This is a genomic window from Hymenobacter sp. BT559 (assembly GCF_017571525.1).
GTDB lineage: Bacteria > Bacteroidota > Bacteroidia > Cytophagales > Hymenobacteraceae > Hymenobacter > Hymenobacter ginsengisoli.
Window position 1 is genome coordinate 34,258 of sequence record NZ_JAGETY010000007.1, and the last position, 22,115, is coordinate 56,372.

Here is a 22,115-nt window from a genome sequence, read left to right on the forward strand (position 1 = left end):
CAAGCTCAGCATGACGTTCTTTCTTTCTACTATTGTTGCCTAATTCCAGCCTTATGAATTTCCCCAAATCGGATGACCTCTACGCCCGGGCGCAGCGCATCATGCACCCCGTGACCCAAACCCTGGCCAAGGGCCCGGGCCAGTACACCAAGGGCGCTAGCCCCAAGTATGTGAAGCGCGGCCAAGGTGCGCACGTGTGGGATGTGGATGGCAATGAGTACATTGACTACCAGATGGGTATTGGTCCGCTTTCGCTAGGGTACGCTTACCCGAAAGTGGATGAGGCTATTAAGGCGCAGCTAGCCGACGGCATCACCTTCTCGATGATGCACGAGCTGGAAGTGGAGCTTGCCGAGCTAATTAACGAAGTAATTCCGAACGCCGAGAGCATCCGCATCAGCAAAACGGGCGCCGACGTGACCTCGGCCGCCGTGCGCGTGGCCCGCGCCTTCACTGGCCGCGACCACGTGCTGTGCTGCGGCTACCACGGCTGGCACGACTGGTACATCGGCACCACCAGCCGCGACAAAGGCATTCCGCAGGAAGTGAAAAGCCTGGTGACGGCTTTCGAATACAATAACCTGGAAGGCTTTAAGCAACTGCTGACGCCCGATGTGGCCTGCGTTATCCTAGAGCCCTTCATCTACGACGCGCCCAAGGACAACTTTCTGCACGAAGTGGCCCGCCTGTGCAAGGAGAACGGCACGCTGCTGATTTTCGACGAGATGTGGACCGGTTTCCGCATCGCGCTAGGGGGGGCTCAGGAATATTTCGGCATCAAGGCCGACTTGGCTACTTTCTCCAAGGCCTGCGCCAACGGCATGCCTATCGCGCTGCTCACCGGCCGCGAAGACGTGATGCGCCTGTTTGAGCAGGACGTATTTTTCTTCACCACCTTCGGCGGCGAGGCCCTGAGCATGGCTGCCGCGATGGCCACCATCCAGGAACTGCGCGACCAGAACGTGCCCGCCGCCTTGGCCGCGCAAGGTAAAAAGCTGAAAGACGGCTACAATCAGCTGGCCGCCGACCTTGGTCTGACCCAATACACCAAGTGCTATGGCTACGACTGCCGCACGCTCGTTACCTTCGACCCTAGCGGTGGCAATCCGCTCGAAATCAAGGCTTATGTGCAGCAGGAGCTGTTCAAGCGCGGTATCCTGTGGAGCGCCTCGCACAACATGAGCTTCTCGCACACCGACGAGGACATCGCCAAAACCCTGGCCGCTTACAAGGAAGTCCTGACCCTGCTGAAAGACGCCATCGACAAAAAAGACGTGGCTAGCCGCCTTGAGGGCGAGCCCGTGGAGGCCGTGTTCCGCAAGGTGACCAATGCCGCACCGGTAAAAAAGTAGCCCTAGCCGAAGCGCGGCGCAAGCCAAGTTTCACTACGTATAGCGACGCCTAGCGGCAAAGGCGGGGCCGGGCTTATTTGTCCGGCCCTGCTTATTCGTATTAATCAATTCCTGACGATTTTTTCGCCGCCTTGCAGCGAATACGCGAAGTAGAACTTCGCGCTACTGGTATGAATTTCTTCGATTTAACTAACAAAACGGCCATCGTCACGGGTGCGTGCGGCCTCATCGGCCAGAAGCACTGCGAAGCCCTGGCCCTGGCCGGCGCCAACGTAGTAGTGGCCGACCTGCACCTCGACAAGGCCCGTGAGGTGGCCGCTAGCCTGCCCGGTGGCATCCATCTGCCACTCGCCGTAGATGTGACCTCGCCCGAGTCGCTGGCCGCCGCGCGCGATACCATCATCGAGCGCTTTGGCCACATTGATGTACTGGTCAACAATGCCGCCATCAACGACATGTTTGAGAATCCGGCCCTAGCCGCCGACCTCAGCAAGTTTGAGAATTTTCCGGTCGCCACCTTCCGGCAGGTGCTGGAAGTGAACGTGACGGGCATCTTTCTGGCGGCGCAGGTTTTTGGCACGCCGATGGCCGAGCAGGGCCACGGCTCCATCATCAACGTGGCTAGCACCTACGGCCTGGTAGGGCCCGACCAAAGCATCTATCGCAACGAGGCCGGCGAGCAAACTTTTTATAAGTCACCGTCTTACCCCACTACCAAGGGCGCAGTGGTGAACTTCACCCGCTACCTGGCCGCCTACTGGGGCGCCAAGGGCGTGCGTGTAAATACCCTCTCGCCGGGCGGCGTGGAGAACAGTCAGGATGCCTTCTTCGTGAAGCAGTATAGCGCTAAAACGCCGCTAGGCCGCATGGCAGCGCCCACCGACTACCAGGGCGCGGTAGTATTCCTAGCTTCCGACGCCTCGGCCTACATGACGGGCGCCAACCTCGTGGTAGACGGCGGCTGGACGGCGATATAAGTAGCGCGGACTTTCAGTCCGCGAGTTCGAGCCGCTGAACTACTCGCGGACTGAAAGTCCGCGCTACGGCGCTACTGGTTGGTTCTGTATTAATTTCGGATTGGATTTCACCAAACCCTCCTATGAAGCACGCCGACCTTGCTGCTAAAGCCAGCCGCATCAAGCTGGTTCTCACCGACTGCGATGGCGTATTAACCGACGGCGGCGTGTACTACGGCGAAAGCGGCGAGGTGCTCAAGCGCTTCAACATCCGCGATGGCATGGGCGTGGAGCGCCTGCGTGCCGTGGGCGTCGAAACCGGCATCGTGACCGGCGAGCGCTCGCCCTCGGTACAGAAGCGCGCCGATAAGCTCAAAATCACTGAGTTGCACCTGGGTATCAAGGACAAGGCGCCGCTGCTGGGCGATATCCTGTCCCGCACGGGGCTAGCGGCCGAGCAGGTAGCCTTTATTGGCGACGATACCAACGACGTGGCTATTCTGGGCCTGGTGGGGCTAGCGGCCTGCCCCGGCGATGCCACTGTTTTTGCCCGCGATGCCGCCGACTACCACTGCCAGGCCAAGGGCGGCCACGGCGCCTTCCGCGAGCTGGCCGAGCTGATTATCAGTTGCAAAGGCGGTACGCCGCTGCCCGACCGCGGCTCGGAATAGGCGGCCGTGCTACCTTCCTTAAAATAAAAGCGGGCTAGCCGCGTCAGCGGGCAGCAGGTGGGTAAAACCACCTGCCGGCTGCGCTGTTAGGTTGCTCTTCGTCCTATTCAGGCTTTTACATTTTCGCCCACCTTTTTTCGTTATGTCTGTCGTTCAAATCAAGAAAAACCGCGCCATTGGCCCTGGCCAGCCGTGCTACATCATTGCCGAGATTGGCATCAACCACAACGGCTCGCTCGACCTGGCCAAGCAGCTCATCGACGCGGCCGTGACGGCCGGCGCCGATGCGGTGAAATTTCAGAAGCGCACCCCCGAGCTGTGCGTGCCCAAGGACCAATGGGAAAAAATGCGCGATACCCCCTGGGGCCGCATGAGCTACATCGACTACAAGCGCAAAACGGAGTTTGGCCAGGCCGAATACACGGCCATCGACGACTACTGCAAGGCCAAAGGCATCGACTGGTTTGCCTCGTGCTGGGATGAGCCGTCGGTCGATTTTATGGAGCAGTTCCAGCCGGTGCTCTACAAGATGGCTAGCGCCTCGCTCACAGACAAGCCCCTGCTCGACCGCGTGCGCGCCACCGGCCGCCCCCTCATGCTGAGCACCGGCATGAGCACCCAGCAGGAAATCACGGACGCCGTGGCCTACGTGGGCCTCGACAACCTGATGATTGCGCACAGCACGTCGGCCTACCCCTGCCCCCCGGCCGAACTGAACCTGCGCATGATTCAAACCCTGCAAGCGCAGTTCCCGGGCACGCCCATTGGCTACTCGGGCCACGAAACCGGCCTGAGCACCACCGTAACGGCCGTAGCGCTGGGCGCCACGTTCGTGGAGCGTCACTTCACCCTCGACCGCGCCATGTGGGGCTCCGACCACGCCGCTAGCGTAGAGCCGGGCGGCCTGGCCAAAATGGTGCGCGACATCCGCGACACCGAAGCCGGCCTCGGCGACGGCGTGAAAGTGGTGTACGAGAGCGAGAAAGAGCCCCTGCGCCGCCTGCGCCGCGAGGTAACGGCCGCGTAAGGCAAGTCATAATTATTTATTCAGACCGTCATGCTGAGCTTGCCGAAGCATCTCTACCGAACGAGGCCCTAGCGGCGCGGTAGAGATGCTTCGGCAAGCTCAGCATGACGGTCTTATTTTTACGGAAAGCCACCTCTAGCTTCTCGCTCGAACGAACATTAACCCGCGCCGGTCAGTTAGGGGGCAGAGATAGTTACTTATTACATACGCTATGCTGGAGCCGATAAGCAAGTTTTATCAAAGTCTGGATGCCGTAGGCCGCACCACGATGATAACCACGCCCATCTTGCTGCTGGCAGTGGGTGTGTTGCTGGTGCTCGAGCGCAAAATTCCGTATCGCAAGGGCTTGCCATTCTTCCGCGAAGGGCTGTTTGTGGACTTGTTCTGGTACACGCTGGTGCAGAGCTACTTCCTGCAAATCGTGATTTTCGGGTTCATCATTGCGCCGCTGGCCAAGCACTTCGGGGCCCAGTTTCACATCATGGACCACTGGCCGGTGGTGGCGCAGGTGGCATTTTTTGTGGTCACCCACGACTTCTACATCTACTGGTTTCACCGCTTTCAGCACAGCAGCGCGTTTTTCTGGCGTACCCATGAGGCGCACCACTCCGGCAAGCAGGTAGACTGGCTGGCCGGCTCGCGCTCGCACGTGATGGAGATTATTATCAACCAAACCATCGAGTTTGCGCCCATCATCCTGCTAGGGGCCAACCCCGTGGTAGTGCCCATTAAGGCGCTTATCGACGCCGTGTGGGGCATGTACATCCACGCCAACATCGACGTGAAATCGGGCAAGCTGCAATATTTTATCAACGGCCCCGAGATGCACCTCTGGCACCACGCCGACCACGAGGAAGTGTACTACGCCAATTTCTCGACCAAATTTGCGGTCTGGGACTGGCTCTTCGGCACCGCTTTTTTGCCCCAAAATCGCAAGCCCGAGCGCTGGGGCCTGCCCTATGCGTTCCCCAAGGACTACTTCTCGCAGCACGCTTTTTCGGTGGTGCGCTTCGATGAAAAGGCCCTGGCCGAGCGCTCGGCGGCTTTTCGGGCCTACCACGGCGTGCGCTGGCGGGTGCTGGGCTGGCTCGGCCAGCGCGTGCCGGCCGCTAGGGTGCTGCAAGGGTGGGAAGTGCCCGAGGAGGTGCATCAAACCGTGCCCGCCCCGCGCCCCGGCGGCAACCCCACGGCCGCCCCGGCCGTTGCCACCGAATCTTCTCGCTCTGCCGTAACCGCTGCCTCTTGACACTTAGCTTTAACCCCGCCTGGCTCTACCTATTGCTCGCTTCCGTGATGGAAGTGTGCTGGAACTACAGCCTCAAGTACACGAGCGTGGCCAAAATAAAGGCCATCGACTGGTCGCATTTTTTCACGGCTTCGGCCGGGGTCATGACGCTGCTGCCGGCCATTGGCTACGTGGGCTTTGGCGTGGCCAACGTGTTCTTCTTCTCCAAGGCGCTCAATGTTATCCCGGCTTCCACGGCCTTTGCCATCTGGATGGGCATGGCCCTGGTGGGCATCAAAATCGTGGACACGCTGGTGCTAAAAGAGGCCTTCCAGTGGGTGCACGTCTTTTATATCGGCTGCATCCTGGTGGGCATTATCGGCCTCAAGCGCACGGCATAAGCCAGTCTAGAATAGGCCTAGCGCCCAAAAAGAACGCCATGCTGCATTTATTGCAGCATGGCGTTCTTTTTGGGCGCTTTGTTTAGCTACGCGGCGGCCTGCTTGGCAAACTGCACGTTGATGATGAGCTTCACATCGTCGCCGAGCACGATGGCGCCGGCCTCGGTGATGCCGCCCCAGCTCAGGCCGTAGTCTTTGCGGTTGATTTTACCGGTTACCTCAAAGCCAGCCTTGGTGTTGCCGTAGAAGTCGACGGCCGTGCCGCCGTATTCTACATCGAGGGTTACGGGCTTGGTTATGTCCTTAATAGTCAGGTCGCCCACGAGCTTGTAGTCGCTGCCACCCGTCTTGGTGAACGACGTCGACTGGAATTTAATCTGCGGGTACTGCGCGGCGTTGAAGAAGTCTTCGGCCTTCAGGTGCTGGTCGCGCTGCTCCTGGTTGGTATCTACGCTGTTTACATCGAGCGAAAACTCGATTTGGGCATTCTCAAAATCGTCGCCCTCGCTCTGGGCCGAGCCCTGAAAGGTTTTGAACGAGCCGGTTACGGTCGAGATAACCAAGTGCTTGATTTTGAACTGCACTTCGGAGTGCATGGGGTCGAGGGTCCATTTGGTGGTAGCCATGTCAAAGGAGGAAAAAGGGTGAAAAGTGAAGCAAATATACACGCGTTTTTGGTAATTGATGTATCAACATCATTTGTGCCGACCCTAGCTGCCGGCCGTAACTTGCTCCATGCAAAAAATGCTCGCTGCGCTAGCCCTGGCGCTGCTCACCAAGGGCTTGGTCGCCGCCCAAAGCCTTCCCATTCTCAGCCAAAACCCGCCGAGCCTGCGCTGGCAGGAAATCAGCAGCCCGCACTTCAAGGTGCTGTATCCCAAAGGCCTCGATACGGCCGCCCAGCGCACGGCTAGCCGCCTGGAGGCCGTGCACGGCCCCGACGGGGCTACGCTCGGGGTGCAGGCGCGGCCCATAGCCGTGGTAATGCAAAACCAGACCACGGTGAGCAATGGCTTCGTGACGTTTCTGCCGCGGCACGCCGAGTTCTTTACCACGCCCGACCAGGGCCAGGGGCTCGGCACCGTCGATTGGCTCGACGGGCTGGTGGTGCACGAGTTTCGGCACGTCAACCAGTTCGACAAGGCGCGCCAGGGCTTTGGGCGGGTGGTGGTGCCGCTGCTCGGCGATGGCGGGCTGGGGGTGGCCGCGGTGGGCGTGCCGCAGTGGTTTTTTGAGGGCGACGCGGTCGGGTCCGAAACGGCCCTCACGCGCAGCGGGCGCGGGCGCATCCCGTACTTCGGCGTGGGCCTGCGGGCCAACTTGCTGGAAGGCCGGCTCTACAACTACCAAAAGGCAGTGAATGGCTCGCTGCGCGACAACGTGCCCAACTGGTACGTGCTAGGGTATTATGTAACGTCTTATGCCAAAGCGCACTACGGCGCCGACGTGTGGCGCCGGGTGCTGAATGAGTACTACCGTTTTCCGTTTTACCCTTTTTCGTTTTCCAACAGTATTCGGCGCACCACCGGCCTGCGGGTCGAGGGTTTGTACGCCCGCACCATGCACGAGCTCGACTCGACCTGGCGGGCGCAGGCGGCTGCCAGGCCTGCGCCCACGCCCGTGCGCGAGCTGGCCGGGCAGGCGCCTACGCGGGTATTTACGCAGTACCAATACCCGCAGTACGTGAACGACAGCACGGTGCTGGCCCTCAAAAGCGGCCTCGGCGACATTCCGCAGCTGGTGCTGCTAGGCCGCCAGGGGCGCGAAAAGCAGGTGTTCACGTTAGGCTTGCAAAATATACCGGAGATGCTGTCGGTGGGCGGCGGCAAGGTGGTGTGGCCCGAGTATCGGCAAGACCCTCGCTGGGGCCAGCGCATCTATTCCGAGTTGAAGCTGCTGGATTTGAAGACGGGCCGCCTCACGCGCCTGGGCCGGGGGCAGCGCTACGCGGCCGCCGCACTCTCGCCTAATGGTGAGCTCATCGTGGCCGTGCGCACCGACGAAAGCTACCACCACGCGCTGGTGATTATCGACGCCACTACCGGCGCGGTGGTGCGCACGCTGCCCAACCCGCACAACGACTTCTACCAGCAGCCGCGCTGGTCGCCGAGCAGCCAGGCTATTGTGACGGTGGCGCTGAGCGCAGCCGGCAAGACCCTGCAGCTCATCGAGCCCAGTAGTGGTCTGGAAGTCAATATTTTGCCGGTGGCCAATGTGAATTTGGCCAATCCGCAGCTCTGGGGCGAGTATGTGCTCTACAACTCGCCGCAGTCGGGGGTAGATAATATCTACGCCGTCAATTACAGCACCCACCAGACCTACCAGGTCACCAACCGGCCCTTTGGTGCCTACCACGTGGCCGTGAGCCCTAGCGGGCAGCGCCTGGCCCTGCACGACTACCGCGCCACCGGCGCCCGTGTGGCCGAGCTGCCGCTAGCCCCCGAAGCCTGGCTAGCCCTGCCCGCCCCGGCCCGCGACGATGCCCCCGAACCCTTTGTGGCCGCCCTGGCAGCCGGCGAGCCGGGTGCACCTAGCATTAAGGCGCTGCTGGCCTCGCCCGATTCGAGCGGTCCGCGCTACGGCGTGCGGTGCTACCGGCCGCTAGCCCACGCCTTCCGGTTGTTTAGCTACGGCGTAGTGCAGAGCCCTAGCGGCAACGCCGTGAGCGTGGGCCTGCGCTCGCAGGATTATCTGAGCACGACCCAGCTCTTCGCGGGCCTGAGCTACGACCAGACCGAGCGCACCGTAGCCGCTACCGGCGCGCTCAGCTACCAGGGCCGCTACCCGGTATTCGACGTGGAAGCCACCTACGGCGGGCGCAACGCTACGCGCTACTTCGACCGGGCCGCGCCGCTCGACAGCCTGCGCGGCACCCGCTGGCAGTACGCCCGGCTGCTGGCTGGGGCACGCATCCCGCTGGTGCTCACGCGGTCTAAGTACTTACAGGCGCTCACGCTAGGGGCCTACTACCTGCACGAGCGCGTGTATAACTACGCGGCCACGCTGCGCAACCTCTCCGAGGTGGGCCCCAGCACGCCGCTGCACGCCGTGCAAACGTCGCTAGCCTACGCCAGCCAGCTCAAGCAGAGCGCCCGCGACGTGGCGCCGCGCGGCGGGGCTACGCTGCTGGCCACCTACCGCACCACGCCCTTTGGCACGGCCTTGGAGGCTAGCCAGGTGGGCGTGCAGGCGGGCGTGTATTTGCCGGGGCTAGCCAGGCACCATGCCGTGCGGCTGCGCGGCGGCTTTCAGTATCAGCAGCAAAACCAGTACAGCTTTGCCTCGGCCATTTCCTTTCCCAGGGCCGAAACGAGCTACGTAAGCTTTGACAGGCTAGCCGTGGGCAGCGTTGATTACAGTCTGCCGCTGGCCTTTGTGCACTGGTCGGTGGGGCGGGTGCTGTATGTGCAGCGGCTGCGCGCCACGGCGTTTGGCGACTTTGCCCAGGGCAGCAGCGTGGTGGGCCTGCGCACGGCGGGCGGCACCATCGTGCCCACACGCGTATTCCGGAACTACCAGAACTATGGGGCTGACTTCATGGCCTTGTTCAACGTTTTTCACCTGCGCACGCCTCTGGAGGCGGGCGTGCGGGTATCCTACAGCAGCTACCAGCAAGCGTGGGTAGTGCAGCCGCTGGCCTTCAGCGTGCGGCTGTAAGCTACCCCGGCGTAACGTGAAGCTTTTGCTTGGGGCTACTGCTTGGCGGCGCGCTCCTGGTCGGCTAGGGTAAACTGGGTGAGGTAGGCTGTTTCTTCGGCCACATCGGCGCGGGCCAGGCGCGATTCCTGCATGAGCAAGACACTGGAGTAGAGTAGGATAAGCGCGCCGGCTACGCTCAGAGCAGCAATTATCCAGGCCCGCGAGATATTCGTCAGCTCAAACACACCAATGGCCAGGATGCTGCCGATAAAAATGCTCAGGGCCAGGTGAAAGCTGGTCATGGCCCGCTGCAAGAGCCGTGCCCGCCGGATGGCAAACAGCAGCTGCTGCGTAAGGTGGCCGTGCTCGGCCGGGTCGGGCGTGGAAGTGGCGGCCTGCTGCTGGTTCTGGCGCAAGAGCTGGGCCACCTCGCGCTGCCGGTCGAGGCTGCGGCTCAGGCGCTGCGAGGTAGTGAGAATGAGCGAGCCGCACGCCGACACCAGGATGGCCGGCGTAAACATCGCCGAAAGAATGGACAGCGTGCCCGAAAGGTTGGCCATGAGAATAGAGCAGCAAAAGAGCCCGCTACTGAACGCGCCCCAACGGCCCAGGTTACGGGCTGCTGGGGCGCGCCAGGGTGCTTCGGGCAGCAGGCCCCTAGTTCAGCGACGGGCTGTAGTCGGGCATGCTCAGGAAAAACGCTATCTCGCGCAGGGTTTGCTCGGGGGCAGTGAGGTGGGCGCAGTGGCCGGGCGTATCAATCACCACGAGCTGGCTATCCATCAGATTCTCATTTAGATAGGTGCCCACGGCCAGCGGTGCTATCACATCGTGTGCGCACTGCAATATGAGGGTGGGCGTGGTGAGCAGCGGCAGGTCGGAGCGGTGGTCGCTGAAAAACGTGACGCGGGCAAAGTGCTGCGCAATGGCCGGGTTGGTTTGCATAAAGCTGTTGGTGAGCTCCATCACCAGCTCGGGGCGCTCGGTGCCCATCATCACCGGGGCAATACCCTGCGACCAGCCGGGGTAGTTGTTTTCCATGGCGGCCAGCAGCTCGTCGATGTCTTTTTGGGCAAAGCCCCCGGCGTAGCCCTCGGCATTGATGAAGCGCGGCGAAGGGGCTAGCAAGATGAGCTTGCCAAAGCGGGCCGGCTCTTTGATGGCCGCCAGCACCCCAATCATGGAGCTGACCGAGTGGCCCACGAAAATAATGCTTTGCAAATCAAGCTCCTGCAACACGGCTAGCAGGTCGTCGGCGTGGGCCGCGAGCGAGCCGTGCCGGGCGTAGTCGTAGGCCGTGGCATCTGACTGGCCCGCGCCTACCAGGTCGAGCCGCACCACACGGTAGCGGTCTTCAAAGGCGGGTGCCAGCAGGCGCCAGCTGGTCTGGTCAGACCCTAGCCCATGCAAAAACACAATGGCCGAAGATGTGCTGCTAGCCCCCGTAATAGTAACATTGCTGCGGCGGCAGGCAGACGAAGTTTGGGTACTCATTTTAGAATAGATTAGCCTTTTTAAAGGTGGAAATACGAAGCGGTGCTGCTAGTCGGTTTGCCCATAAATCAGATATTTTCTGGGAATGGTGCTAAATATAGCGACGGCGCAGAGTGGTTTTTGTGAGCTTTTGCCAGCAAGCGTAATAAGCCCGGCAATGCCGGGCCGTAATGTGTTTGCAGGCAATAAAAAGGCAGGCAAAAAAATACCTGGCTGATTTAGCCAGGTAAAGAAGTGGTGGTCAGGCGGTAATGTTGCGGCCTGGCGTTCACACAATAGGCTTTACTTCCACCTCGCGCTCCTTGAGTGGAGCCTTGGGCTTGCCGATAATGTAGCGCATGCCCTTATCCTGAGTGACGTAGTTCCAGGCCCAGGCAATGAACACGGCCAGGCGGTTGCGGAAGCTTACCAGGGCTAGCACGTGCACGAGGCTCCACCCTAGCCAGCCCAGCCAGCCAGTAATGTGGTATTGCTTGCCAAAGAGCTGAATATCACCCACGGCGCGGTGCCGACCAATAGTAGCCATGGTGCCCTTGTCGTCATACACGAAGGGCTTCAGAGGCTGCTTTTGCAGCAGGCGGCGAAGGTTTTCGCCCAGCAGGCGCCCCTGCTGAATGGCGGGCTGCGCCACCTGCGGGTGGCCTTCGGGATAGTCTTTGGTGGCCATTTGGGCGATGTCGCCGATGGCAAACACGTTGTCGTAGCCCGCCACCTGGCTATACTCGTTTACCTGGTAGCGGTTCGACTTGAGCTGCGCGGCCGGGTCGAGGCCGGCCAGGGGCACGCCCGTGACGCCCGCCGCCCAGATAAGGGTGCGCGTGATGAGCTTATCGCCGCTTTTGAGCGTCGCAATATACCCATCGTAAGAGGTCACGCGGTTGTCTAGCCACACTTGCACGCCCAGCTCTTTCAGGTACGTGAGCGCGTGCTCCGACGCCTCGGCCGACATGCCCTTGAGCAGCACTGGCCCGCTCTGCACCAGGTGAATATCCATCTGCTTGAGGTCGAGCTCGGGATAGTCACGCGGGAAAACATTGGCTCGCAGCTCACTCAGGGCCCCGGCCATCTCTACACCCGTGGGCCCGCCGCCTACTATCACAAAGTCGAGCATGCTGTTGAGCTGCTCCAGGTCGCCGATTTGCAGAGCCTGCTCGAAGTTGGAGAGCAGGGTATTGCGCAGCTCAATGGCATCGGTGACGCTCTTGAGGCTAATGGAGTTTTTCTCCATCGCCTTGTCGCCGAAGTAGTTGGTGGTAGTGCCGGTGGCGAGCACCAGGTAGTCGTAGCGCACCTGCCCGATGGTAGTTTCCACTACTTGGGCCGCCGGGTCGATGCAGCGCACCTCGGCCATGCGGAAGAAAAAGTTGGCCTGCTTGTTCAGGATTTTGCGAAACGGCGATACGATGCTGTCGGCATTGAGGCCGGCCGTGGCCACCTGATAGAGTAAAGGCCAGAAACCGTGGTAGTTCTGCTTGTCGATGAGTACTACCTGCACCGGCGCATTGGCCAGCGACTTGGCCAGCTGCAGCCCACCAAACCCACCGCCCACTATCACCACGCGCGGCTTGCCGAGGTCGGCAATTTTTGTAAGTCCTTCTACTTCCTCCATAAGGCCAAAGATGCGTAGGGATGGGCGCACGGCCCGGCAACTGCCAGCCCATACGGCCCGGCTAGCCCCCGCGTTGGCCCCGGCGCCCTGAGTAAGCTCAACGTAACCCCTAGAGCCAGAAAGCGGTACTTCCTGCATACTTCCGCATTCTCATCCTTTTCCCATGAAAAAAATATTGTTAGGCCTCGCGCTAGCCCTCGGGGGCGGCCTGAGTGCCTGCAGCTCCGCCGTAAACGTGGAGCAGCAGTCCAACGTGAACTTCACCCAGTACCGTACCTTCGACTTTGCCGATACAGAAGTAAAAACCAACGGCGACCAGAACCCGCTGCTCAATAGCCCCATCGCCCAGGACCATATTAAGCAGGCCATTGCGAGCGAAATGGCAAAGCGTGGCCTGCGCGAAGTAGAAAGCAACCCCGACCTGCTTATTACCACCCACACCTTCGTGGAGAAAGCCGAGCGCACGGTATACGATACCTACCCCGGCCCTAACTACGCCTACCCCTACGCCGTGGGCTACCGGGGCGCCTACCTGCCCATCAACTACGGCTACTGGTACACGCCGGCCTACTACAGCCAGCCGCGCACCCAGCAGTACCGCGAGGGCACGCTCATCATCGACTTCATCGACCGCCGTACAAACAACCTCGTGTGGCGCGGCTCCATGGCCGACCCCGTAGATGACCCCGCTCGCCTGGGCACCGAGTTCAGCAAGTCGGCCAAAGACATTCTGGATAAATTCCCTATCGAGAAAAAGTCGTAAAGCCTTTTCAAGCAGAGCCTGGCGCACCGCCAGCTCTCGGGCTGGCGGTGCTTTGCGTTTAGGAAGGGGCTAGCCCTGCTACCGCGTGGGCTAGCGGCAGGGCGATGATAAAAGCAGTATAGGCTTCCGGCTGCGTTTCAACCGAAATGCTACCCTTATGGTCGCGCACAATATCCTGACTGATAAACAGACCCAGGCCTGTTCCTTTAGAAGTGGGCTTGGTCGTGAAAAAAGGAGAGAATAACTGGTTTTTTTCGACTTCCGAAATACCAGTGCCATTGTCTCTAATGCGAATTTCTACGTGCTCACTATGAAAAAGCGTTTCAATTGTAACCTTAGGTTTAAAATCAGTATTCTTTGCTGATTTCTCAACTAAAGAATACATCGCGTTATTGAGTAGGCTGGCAAGTACAAAGCTCATTTCTGCAGGCAGCAGCTTTACAGCAGAATGCTTTTTATTATATCCCTTCTTAAGCTCCAGCGGAATGGATTGGTAAGCAGTATCTGCTTCGCGTTTATACAGCGTCACCTGCGCTTCTACAAAACTATTAATATCACTCTCAATAAAAGCAGTGGCCTTACTTTGTAAAAGCTTATCCATGCTTCTTACTATTCGCGTTAGGCTGGAGCCGTGTTCCTTAATCTTTTCGGTATTGCTTTCGATTAGAGAAAGCAATGGCAGCAGCTCGGTTTGCAAATGTTCGTCGGAAGCGTAGTTAGCTGGGGCTAGCGCTTCTTTGCTTTCTTCCAAAAGCTCATTCGATACGGCGGCAAAGTTGGTGATATAGCTCAAGGGGTTAAGCAAGCGGTCGACTAGGCCCTTCGTCAGCTGGCCAATCGAGGCAAACTTCTCCTGCCTGATAAGCTGCGCCTGCGTTTCCTTCAGGTCAGCTAGGGTCTTCTGCAAGCCTTCCAATAAGTCGTCGGACTTCTTCTTTTCTACTATCAGCTCAGCAGTTCGATTCTCTAACTCTTTACGAGCCATTGCTAAGTCAGCAACCATTTCATTGAAGACGACCCCGAGCTCCCCAATCTCATCGCGCGACTTACTGAGTACGCGCTGGGTAAGGTCGCCCCGGCCCACTCTGGTAGCGGCGTCGCGGAGCTGTAGAATGGGTACGGAGATGTTTTTGGCCAACGCAAAGCCAATGAGTATCCCAATACTAAAAACCAGAAAGCTAAAGAATAAAGAAGTTGCCCGTATCTGACGCTTGCTTTGTACAATTTCCTTGGTCGAAAAAGCTAGCAGAATATTACCCTTCATCATGGCTGAGGTGAAGGGCGCGCGCTTTACTACCGTAGAGTCATCCGAGGTGGCATTGATATCTATCTTCTTCTTTTCCGGATAAGTTTTAAAAATGGTTTGGGTTAGTTTGTACTGCGTATGGGCCGCATTCCACGTAGTATCGCTCTGCACTAAGCTTACAAAGCGGAGTAAGGGGTCTCGCTTGACATAATCCATGGCAGTTTGGATGCCTTGGAAGTTTTGTTCAGTCATCGCAATCTTTACTCCTAGCGCCACAGTATTTGCGTCGTTCTGGACTTCTTTATTAAAGTTATTTAATAAATTTCGTCCCTGAATAGCTGGTACATAAAACAATACAAAGAAAGAAAATAGCAACACTATTGTCGTTACAGTCATCCATATCTTCGTCTTAACAGTCAGGCGAATCTGCTGCAAGCTCGAAAGGATAAATGAATTGGGTAACTTATGCTGCATAATGCGTACTGTTTGCTAGGTAAGTAATCTTTTTACAAAGACTTTTGCCCGTCGATAAGGATTACTTTATTACTGGCCGATGGGTGATTCACAACGCCAATGGCACCAGCGGTTTGCGAAACAAATTCTTCCAAATCAGATTCGGAAGTAAAAAAATTGGGAGCATCTGCCTTTCCTTGAAATACGAGGGCCAGCCAGTATTTATTTAGCTCATTCGAACTCATATTATAAATTTTTTTGCTGGTATTTGTCCCGATAAGTGTAGTGCTTTTTAGCAGGGCTATTACGACTTTGGTACCATCTGGCCAGCGTAGCTTTTCCCCTTTCATTGTCGACTTGAGCTGCGCTAGCTTCATCTCGGGAGGTGCCCCCTTATTATTTGCAATAATAGTAAGGCTCATATCCTGAGCCTTTACTGGCAAATGAACGTAAATGCTAAGCAAGAGTACGTTGAACGCAAGGCGGTATAGATATTTCATCACTAGGCCTTTTAAAATCCGACCGCAATCTGGAAGATGATGTTGTCGGAGATATTATGCATATAGCTTTTGGTGTGCTGATATTCAAGCTTCAGCACTGCTAAATAGCTTATTTCGTAGCGTACTCCACCAATGTAAGAGCGGGTATTATTGTCCATGTAATACACTTCGCTGTTAGCATATTGAATATCATCAAGCCTGACGTAGGGTATTATTTTATCCGTAACCCGCAAGCCAGCGTAGATATAGGAGGCAACCGCCCGCTGCGTGCCAAGGCTATCGGAGCGGTTCATGGCCATACTGCTCTCGGCGAGCAGTTCAAATTTTTTCGAAAAAACGGAGTCGTTGTAGGCAATCGAGCCGGTCACAATGCTCTGATTTATACGGGTCAGGGCCACTGGGATGGTGCCCCCGTAGTGGTTGTGAATGACGCTCCCTTTTGAAATAACATCGTGGTAAAAAGAGGCTCCGAGGCGCATGCCGTCCCGGGGCTTCACGTGCACGGCCAGGGTCAGCGATTTGAAGGGGTTGTTATCTTCTACATCGCCCGAGCCCAGGCCGTTGCCCAGCATGGCATCGTAGCCAAACCGCAGGCGGCCAAGGTTTTGGCCCTGCAAGCTGATGCCCGTAGTGTGGAGCGGAATAAAGCTTTGCGAGAAAAGCAGGGGGCGGTCGACCGTCGGGAAGAATACCCGGCCGTGGTGGTAGGTATCATTCCAGTAATTAATAGGCGTGTGATGCTTGCCAATTAATATACTGTGATTGCCAGCGTAATTATATTTCAGAATAATTCGCTCAATACTAATATCAAAGCTGGTGGGCGAATCGGGGGAGTATTTGAAAACCGTTTCGCCCAAAAAGGATAGGCGCTGCGTTATTTCGGAGGTAATGAATAAATCCTGCTCACCGAGGCCAAAATTTAATTTCCCCTTTTGGTAGTAGGAAACAACATCCACAAATCCTTTGATTTGTGTTCGCTGCGCTAGCGACTGCTGCACTATGCACAGCAGGAGGCCGATAACAAGTAGAAAAATAGTTGAGTAGTTTTTTTTCATAGCGGGTAGGTTGACTCACAAGTAGTATTGAGTCTGGCGAGCCAGTATAAAACCACCGCTAGGGTCGCAATACTGTCGGCTAGAGTCAAGTGGGCATTGACAGCCCCACATTGGTCGTCGGAGAGAGTGAGTTGGCACACGAGCGCAGTGCCCTGCGAGCATAGCTCGCAGCTGAGCTTGAAAACCCGGTACTACATTCGTCACCTGCCTACAGCTATCGTTGTAAGTAAGTGATAATGAAAGTATGGGAAGGCTGATAGCCCAAAGGTAGGAAAAAAGAGTAACCTACAATAGCCTGGACGCCCGGCCGGTAGATTTATATTATTTCTTTTTATCTTATTATGCGATTGCGCCAGGTTTTACCCATTCTCTTTGGCCAAGAAGTGCCATAGGTAGCTAGTGAGGTACCTGAAATCTGCTGGCCAGCTCGGGCAGTCGGGCAGGGGCTAGCCCTGCTTTTTCTCATAAAAGAACTCGGCCGCGCCGGCCGGGCCACGGCGTTGCTGGGCTTCGCGGGCGCGCAGCTCTACGCGGCGGATTTTGCCGCTGATAGTCTTGGGCAACTCTTCTACAAACTCCAGGATGCGCGGCATCTTGTAGGGCGCGAGGTGCTCGCGACCGTAGGCAAACAGCTCCTGGGCCAGCGCGGGGCTAGCCACGGCGCCGGGCGCCAGCATAACAAAGGCTTTGATTTCGTGGCCTTTGATGGAATGGGGCGAACCTACTACGGCGGCTTCTACCACGGCTGGGTGCTCGACGAGCACGCTCTCGACCTCGAAGGGGCCTACGCGGTAGTCGCTCGATTTTATTACGTCGTCGTCGCGGCCCACAAACCAGAGGTAGCCGTCGGGGTCGCGGTAGGCCTTGTCGCCGGTGTAGTAGAGGCCGTGGCGAAACACGCTAGCCGCCCGCTCGGGCTCGCCAAAGTAGCCGGTGAATAAGCCGTTGGGGCGGCCGGTATCGGTGCAAACGGCGATGTGGCCCTCGGCCAGGTCGGGCAACTCGTGGCCCTCGTCGTCGGCAATGACTACGTCGTACATAAACGAGGGCCGGCCCATGCTGCCGAGGCGTACGGCGTCGCCGGGCAGGTTATACACCATGCAGGTGCTCTCCGACTGCCCGTAACCGTCGCGGATGAGCCGGCCGGTGCCGCGCTGCCAGGCCTCAATTACTTCGGGATTAAGCGGTTCGCCTGCGCTTACACATTCGCGAAAGTTGAACTCGTAGGCTGCCAGGTCTTCGAGCACCAGCAGCCGTAGCACCGTGGGCGGCGCGCAAAACGTGGTGACGCCCTCCCTGGCTAGGGCCGTCAGCAGCGGCCCGGCGGCAAAGCGCCCGCTGCCTTGGTAGGCCACCAGGGTAGCCCCCACGCTAAGGGGCGCAAAAAAGCTGCTCCAGGCAAACTTGGCCCAGCCGGCCTGTGCAATATTGCAGTGCCGGTCGGTGGGGCGTAGGCCTATCCAGGCGGCGGTGCTAAGGTGGCCCACGGGGTACGAAAAGTGCGTGTGCGTCACCACTTTGGGTAGGCCCGTGGTGCCCGAGGTGAAAAACAAAAACAGCGGGTCGTCGGCGCGGGTAGTGGTGGCTTCGGCGTCGGTGGGCAGGTCGGCTAGCCCCTCAAAGCCGACCCAGCCGGGGCGCTGCGCGGTGGGGCCGCCCACCAGCATCTTGAGCCGGATGCGCTGGCCCAATGCCTGCTCGGCGGCGTCGATTTTGGCGGCGTTTTCGAGGTCGGCAATGACTACGGCGGGTAGCAGCCGGCCAAAGCGGTATTCGAGGTCTTTTACGCTGAGGATGCTCGCTGCCGGAATGAGCAGCTGCCCACCCTTGATGCCGGCCACGTAGGTGGCCCACAGCTCTGCGCACACCGGCACCATCAGCAGCACGGCCTGCTGCGGCAGCACCTCAGCGGCGCGCCAAAAGTGTAGCAGCTGGTTGGCGCGGCCGGCTAGCTCGGCGTAGGTAATCGTCTGGCTGCCTTCATCGTCGGCCAGTACCAGCGCGGGCTTGTCGGGCTGGTTGGCCACGTGCAAGCCTTCCAGAATTTCAGTAGTCCAATTAAAATATTCGGGCTTGGGCACCGGCTGGGCGTCCAGCTCGTGGTAGGTGCCGGCTTGGGCAATGCGCTGAAATTCCTGGAAGTAGCGTTGCATACGGTGCAGGGGCAAGGGGTGGGAGGTGGCAAGGTAGCCGTCAGCCCGGCCCCAACAGCGCACCGCCCGCCCGGAACGATTTGCGTACACCGCCTAGTTTACCGCATAACCCGCTGTTTATTAGCCGCTCCCTCTATGACTGCTTTGCCATTGGCCGCGCTGCTTTTAAGCGGCCTCACGTTGGGCACCGCACCCGTGCCCGCCACCCAAACGGTGACGGTGGTGATTGGGGCGCTAGCCTCGAACCACTCGGAGGTCAAGCTCAATTTTTACAACGCGGCCGATAAGTTCTTGCAAAAAGACCAGCAGGCCTTCCGGATGGTGGTGAAGCCGGAGGGCAAAACCGAGATTTCGGTGCCGGTAGAGCTGGCGCCCGGCGACTGGGCCGTGGCCCTCACGCAGGACACCAACGACAACGGCAAGCTCGACAAGAATATGCTGGGCATCCCGACCGAGCCTTATGCCTTCTCTAATAACGTGCGCCCGCGCCTCGCCGCGCCCAAGTTTGACGAGTGCAAGTTTACCGTAAACGGTCCCGGCAAAGTCGTTTCGATAACTACTTGGAATTAAGTGCCTAGCTAGCCCGAAATGGGTGCCCGCCCCGCGCTAGGCGCTCGGCTAGCTCCACGGCGTAGCGAGCGCGGGTGTCGGGGCGCTTGGCATCGGCTACTTTGCGGGCCATGGCCCGGCGCATAGCGCCGGTGTGCGCCTGAAAGGCCGTTTCGGCCTCGGGCCAAGCGGCCAGGGCTTCGGCTAGCTCATCAGGCAGGTCTACGTAGTCAGGATTGGGGTCGGGGGCTAGGCTTACTTCTAACTCCTGACCAATTTCGAGGCCTAGCTGTTGACACAGCGTTTTGCGCAGCATGAGGTAGCGCCCGCCGCCCTCCTGCGGCAGCAGGCCCAAGCGCTCTGGGCGGCCATTGAGCGTGGCAATGACGCGCTTGGTGGCCTTGCCGCCCACGGCCAGCCACGCGTGGTCAGGCACCTGCACAATCTGCGTGGGCATAAAGCTTGGGCCTCCGGCTTCGAGCACAGCGCGGAAATTAACTTCCATAGGACTACTTACTTGAAAGAAAACGTAAGCGGTAGCTGAGCGTAGGCTAGCTGGCCCGCACCTGACCGCTACCGCGCACCAGCCACTTGTAGCTGGTTAGCTCCTCCAGGCCCATGGGGCCGCGGGCGTGCAGCTTCTGGGTGCTGATGCCAATTTCGGCCCCTAGCCCAAACTGCGCGCCATCGGTGAAGGCCGTGGAGGCATTGGCGTACACGGCTGCCGCATCCACCACCTGCAAAAAGGTGTCGATATGCCCGGCATCTTCCGAGATAATGGCTTCGCTGTGGCGCGAACCGTGGGCGGCAATGTGGTCGAGAGCTGCGTCGAGGTCGGCTACAGTCTTGATGGCGAGCTTGTAATCCAAGAACTCGGTGCCAAAATGCGACTCGCTAGCCTCGGCCAGCAGCGCGGCGGGGTAGTGGCCAGCCAGGGCCGCGTAGGCCGGCGCGTCGGCAAAGAGCTGCACCTGCGCCTGGGCCAGCGGCGCAGCTAGGGCCGGTAGGTCGGTCAGGCGTTGCTCATTGAGTAGTAGGCAGTCGAGCGAATTGCACACGCTCACGCGGCGCGTTTTGGCATTGGCAATGATGGCTTGGCCCTTGGCCAGGTCGCCGGTGGCGTCGAAGTAGGTGTGCACCACGCCGGCCCCAGTTTCGATGACGGGCACGCGCGCATTCTGGCGCACGTAGTCAATCAGCCCCTGGCTACCCCGCGGGATAACCACATCTACTAGCCCCACCGCCAGCAGCATAGCCTCGGTGGCGGCGCGCTCGGGCGGCAGCAGCGTGGCGGCGCCCAGCGGCAGGCCGTGGCGCAGCAGCACCGGCCCGGCCACTTCGATAAGCACCGTGTTGGAGGCCGCCGCGTCGGAGCCGCCTTTTAGCAGGCAGGCGTTGCCGGTTTTCAGGCACAGCGCCAGGCTGTCGAAGGTCACGTTGGGCCGCGCCTCGTAGATGATGCCGACCACCCCTAGCGGCACCCGCACTTTCTTCAGCTGCAAGCCGTTGGCTAGCTCCTTTTCGCTGAGCACGCCGCCGAGCGGCGAGGGTAGGCTAGCCACATTGCGCAGGTCGTCGGCCATGCTGGCGAGGCGCTCGGGCGTGAGGCGCAGGCGGTCGTGGCGTGGGTCGGCGGTGGGCATGCGGGCCAGGTCCTTGGCGTTTTCGGCCAGCACAAAGTCGGTGTGGGCGAGCAGCGCGTCGGCGAGGTCGCGCAGCACGGCATCGATGGCGGCGGGCGCCACGGTGGTTAGCCGGCGGCTAGCCTGCTGGGCGGCGCGGAAGTAAGCGGAGTAGTCAGTCATCAGCATGAGCGTAGCCGGGTGGCGCAGCTGCTTAATTATCAGTCGTTAAAAATAGGTAGTCGTAGTGCACCAGCGGGCGCTGGCCGTGCTGGCCCAGGCGCTCGCGGGCCTTGTCGGCGCCGTACTCGGCCAGGCCCAGCCCCAGCGCGTGGCCGGCCTCATCGACAAGCCGAATGAGGTCGCCTCTCTGAAAATCACCCTCGATACTAGTCACGCCCACCGGCAGCAGGCTGGTGGCCTTGGCGGGGGCTAGCAGGGCGGCGCGGGCGCCCGCATTGATGTGCACAGTGGCCTGGGCCGCCTGGGCGTGGGCTAGCCACTTTTTGGTGCCCGAAGCTTTTTTGCTGGGCTGAAACCACGTGTTTACCGCGCTTTCATTCAAGATATTGGGTAGGATGTCGGGCGTCTTGCCATTGCCGATGTGCACGCTGATACCCAGCCCGGCCACCTTGTGCGCAATGGAGCACTTGGTGAGCATGCCGCCGCGCCCAAACTGCGAGCGCGTGGCCGTGATGAACTCGGCAAAGCTGGTATCGTGCGGCGCAATCTGCCGGATGACCTGCGCGCCCGGCTGGCTAGGGTCGCCGTCAAAGATGCCGTCTACGTTGCTCAGAATGATGAGCGCATCGGCATTGAGCATGCTAGCCACCAGGCCAGCTAGCTCGTCGTTGTCGGTAAACATGAGCTCGGTTACCGAAATCACATCGTTCTCATTCACAATCGGAATGACGTTTTGTTGCAGCAGTTCCTGGAAGCAGTTGCGCATGTTCAGGTAGTGCTGGCGGTCGCGGAAGTCTTCCTTGGTCACCAGCACCTGGGCGCCCAGCAAGCCGTGCGGAGCCAGCAGCGCCGCGTAGAGGCTCAGCAGCTTTACCTGGCCCACAGCGGCTAGCAACTGGCGGCTGCGCACGGCGTCGGCCTTGGGCGGCAGCGTGATGAGGCTGCGCCCCGCCGCCACCGCCCCCGACGATACCAGGATGACTTCGCAGCCCTGGTTTTTGAGGCCCACTATCTGGGCTACCAGCTGGGCCATGCGCGCCTCATCGGGCAGGCCGTTGGGCTGGGTGAGGACGTTGGAGCCGATTTTAACGACGAGGCGGCGGTAGGGCAGGGGCATGATACAAAGCAGGGCAATAGCCAAAACTAGCGGCTAGCCGCAACTTGGCTGGCTAGCCGTGGCCCCGGCGCCGCGCGCAAATATGCCCGCGGCGCTAGAC

The 22,115-nt window shown here is 59.4% G+C and carries 20 protein-coding genes; 9 read left to right on the plus strand and 11 right to left on the minus strand.

Going from position 1 to position 22,115, the window contains the following annotated elements:
* Nucleotides 1–53 precede the first annotated feature (53 nt).
* The 6 genes from J4D99_RS11155 (at nt 54) to J4D99_RS11180 (ending at nt 5,632) form a co-directional block, all read left to right on the plus strand.
* Nucleotides 54–1,352, plus strand: a complete 1,299-nt coding sequence (locus tag J4D99_RS11155; protein ID WP_208131796.1) for an aminotransferase class III-fold pyridoxal phosphate-dependent enzyme — start codon at nt 54–56, stop codon at nt 1,350–1,352.
* Nucleotides 1,353–1,522: 170 nt separating this feature from the next.
* Nucleotides 1,523–2,329 (plus strand): SDR family oxidoreductase, encoded by an 807-nt coding sequence (locus J4D99_RS11160; protein WP_208131797.1) that lies wholly within the window; start codon nt 1,523–1,525, stop codon nt 2,327–2,329.
* A 122-nt stretch (nt 2,330–2,451) separates the two neighbouring features.
* Entirely contained in the window at nt 2,452–2,979 is a 528-nt protein-coding gene (locus J4D99_RS11165) for a KdsC family phosphatase (protein WP_208131798.1), read from the plus strand.
* A 142-nt stretch (nt 2,980–3,121) separates the two neighbouring features.
* A complete protein-coding gene (locus tag J4D99_RS11170) occupies nt 3,122–4,006 on the plus strand; it encodes an N-acetylneuraminate synthase family protein (RefSeq protein WP_208131799.1) in 885 nt (294 codons plus the stop codon).
* A 211-nt stretch (nt 4,007–4,217) separates the two neighbouring features.
* Entirely contained in the window at nt 4,218–5,252 is a 1,035-nt protein-coding gene (locus tag J4D99_RS11175) for a sterol desaturase family protein (RefSeq protein WP_236018626.1), read from the plus strand.
* Entirely contained in the window at nt 5,249–5,632 is a 384-nt protein-coding gene (locus tag J4D99_RS11180; protein WP_208131800.1) for a DMT family transporter, read from the plus strand. The genes J4D99_RS11175 and J4D99_RS11180 overlap by 4 nt, the downstream gene beginning before the upstream one ends.
* Nucleotides 5,633–5,718: 86 nt before the next feature.
* On the opposite strand, the gene J4D99_RS11185 is transcribed toward J4D99_RS11180, so the two are convergent.
* Complete coding sequence (locus J4D99_RS11185) at nt 5,719–6,258, minus strand: YceI family protein (protein ID WP_208131801.1); 540 nt, start codon at nt 6,256–6,258, stop codon at nt 5,719–5,721.
* A gap of 109 nt (nt 6,259–6,367) precedes the next feature.
* Here J4D99_RS11185 and J4D99_RS11190 point away from each other — a divergent pair, with 109 nt between their 5' ends.
* Nucleotides 6,368–9,289, plus strand: coding sequence for a hypothetical protein (locus J4D99_RS11190; protein WP_208131802.1), 2,922 nt, complete (start codon nt 6,368–6,370; stop codon nt 9,287–9,289).
* Nucleotides 9,290–9,324: 35 nt separating this feature from the next.
* On the opposite strand, the gene J4D99_RS11195 is transcribed toward J4D99_RS11190, so the two are convergent.
* From J4D99_RS11195 to J4D99_RS11205, 3 genes are all read right to left on the minus strand, one after another.
* Complete coding sequence (locus tag J4D99_RS11195) at nt 9,325–9,831, minus strand: DUF2721 domain-containing protein (protein ID WP_208131803.1); 507 nt, start codon at nt 9,829–9,831, stop codon at nt 9,325–9,327.
* A gap of 97 nt (nt 9,832–9,928) precedes the next feature.
* Nucleotides 9,929–10,765: an alpha/beta fold hydrolase gene (locus J4D99_RS11200; protein WP_208131804.1), complete on the minus strand. Its 837-nt coding sequence runs from the start codon at nt 10,763–10,765 to the stop codon at nt 9,929–9,931.
* A gap of 268 nt (nt 10,766–11,033) precedes the next feature.
* Nucleotides 11,034–12,404, minus strand: a complete 1,371-nt coding sequence (locus tag J4D99_RS11205) for an NAD(P)/FAD-dependent oxidoreductase (protein WP_309509615.1) — start codon at nt 12,402–12,404, stop codon at nt 11,034–11,036.
* Nucleotides 12,405–12,537: 133 nt separating this feature from the next.
* On the opposite strand from J4D99_RS11205, the gene J4D99_RS11210 reads away from it, so the two are divergent.
* Nucleotides 12,538–13,137: a DUF4136 domain-containing protein gene (locus J4D99_RS11210; protein ID WP_208131805.1), complete on the plus strand. Its 600-nt coding sequence runs from the start codon at nt 12,538–12,540 to the stop codon at nt 13,135–13,137.
* 58 nt (nt 13,138–13,195) lie between these two features.
* Here the strand turns inward: J4D99_RS11210 and J4D99_RS11215 are convergent, their stop codons facing one another.
* The 4 genes from J4D99_RS11215 to J4D99_RS11230 form a co-directional block, all read right to left on the minus strand.
* Nucleotides 13,196–14,857, minus strand: coding sequence for a sensor histidine kinase (locus J4D99_RS11215; RefSeq protein ID WP_208131806.1), 1,662 nt, complete (start codon nt 14,855–14,857; stop codon nt 13,196–13,198).
* Nucleotides 14,858–14,889: 32 nt separating this feature from the next.
* Nucleotides 14,890–15,258: a hypothetical protein gene (locus J4D99_RS11220; RefSeq protein WP_208131807.1), complete on the minus strand. Its 369-nt coding sequence runs from the start codon at nt 15,256–15,258 to the stop codon at nt 14,890–14,892.
* A gap of 89 nt (nt 15,259–15,347) precedes the next feature.
* Complete coding sequence (locus tag J4D99_RS11225; protein WP_208131808.1) at nt 15,348–16,391, minus strand: hypothetical protein; 1,044 nt, start codon at nt 16,389–16,391, stop codon at nt 15,348–15,350.
* Between the two features lie 446 nt (nt 16,392–16,837).
* Nucleotides 16,838–18,544, minus strand: coding sequence for an acetate--CoA ligase (locus J4D99_RS11230; protein ID WP_208131809.1), 1,707 nt, complete (start codon nt 18,542–18,544; stop codon nt 16,838–16,840).
* Nucleotides 18,545–18,679: 135 nt separating this feature from the next.
* Here J4D99_RS11230 and J4D99_RS11235 point away from each other — a divergent pair, with 135 nt between their 5' ends.
* The gene (locus tag J4D99_RS11235; protein WP_208131810.1) at nt 18,680–19,114 is read left to right on the plus strand and encodes a DUF2141 domain-containing protein; all 435 of its coding nucleotides are present in this window, start codon (nt 18,680–18,682) and stop codon (nt 19,112–19,114) included.
* A gap of 4 nt (nt 19,115–19,118) precedes the next feature.
* Here the strand turns inward: J4D99_RS11235 and J4D99_RS11240 are convergent, their stop codons facing one another.
* The 3 genes from J4D99_RS11240 to proB are packed head-to-tail and all read right to left on the minus strand — an operon-like array spanning nt 19,119 to nt 22,015.
* Nucleotides 19,119–19,598: a YdeI/OmpD-associated family protein gene (locus J4D99_RS11240; protein WP_208131811.1), complete on the minus strand. Its 480-nt coding sequence runs from the start codon at nt 19,596–19,598 to the stop codon at nt 19,119–19,121.
* A 46-nt stretch (nt 19,599–19,644) separates the two neighbouring features.
* Complete coding sequence (locus tag J4D99_RS11245; RefSeq protein WP_208131812.1) at nt 19,645–20,898, minus strand: glutamate-5-semialdehyde dehydrogenase; 1,254 nt, start codon at nt 20,896–20,898, stop codon at nt 19,645–19,647.
* Between the two features lie 31 nt (nt 20,899–20,929).
* Complete coding sequence (proB, locus tag J4D99_RS11250) at nt 20,930–22,015, minus strand: glutamate 5-kinase (protein WP_208131813.1); 1,086 nt, start codon at nt 22,013–22,015, stop codon at nt 20,930–20,932.
* Nucleotides 22,016–22,115 lie beyond the last annotated feature (100 nt).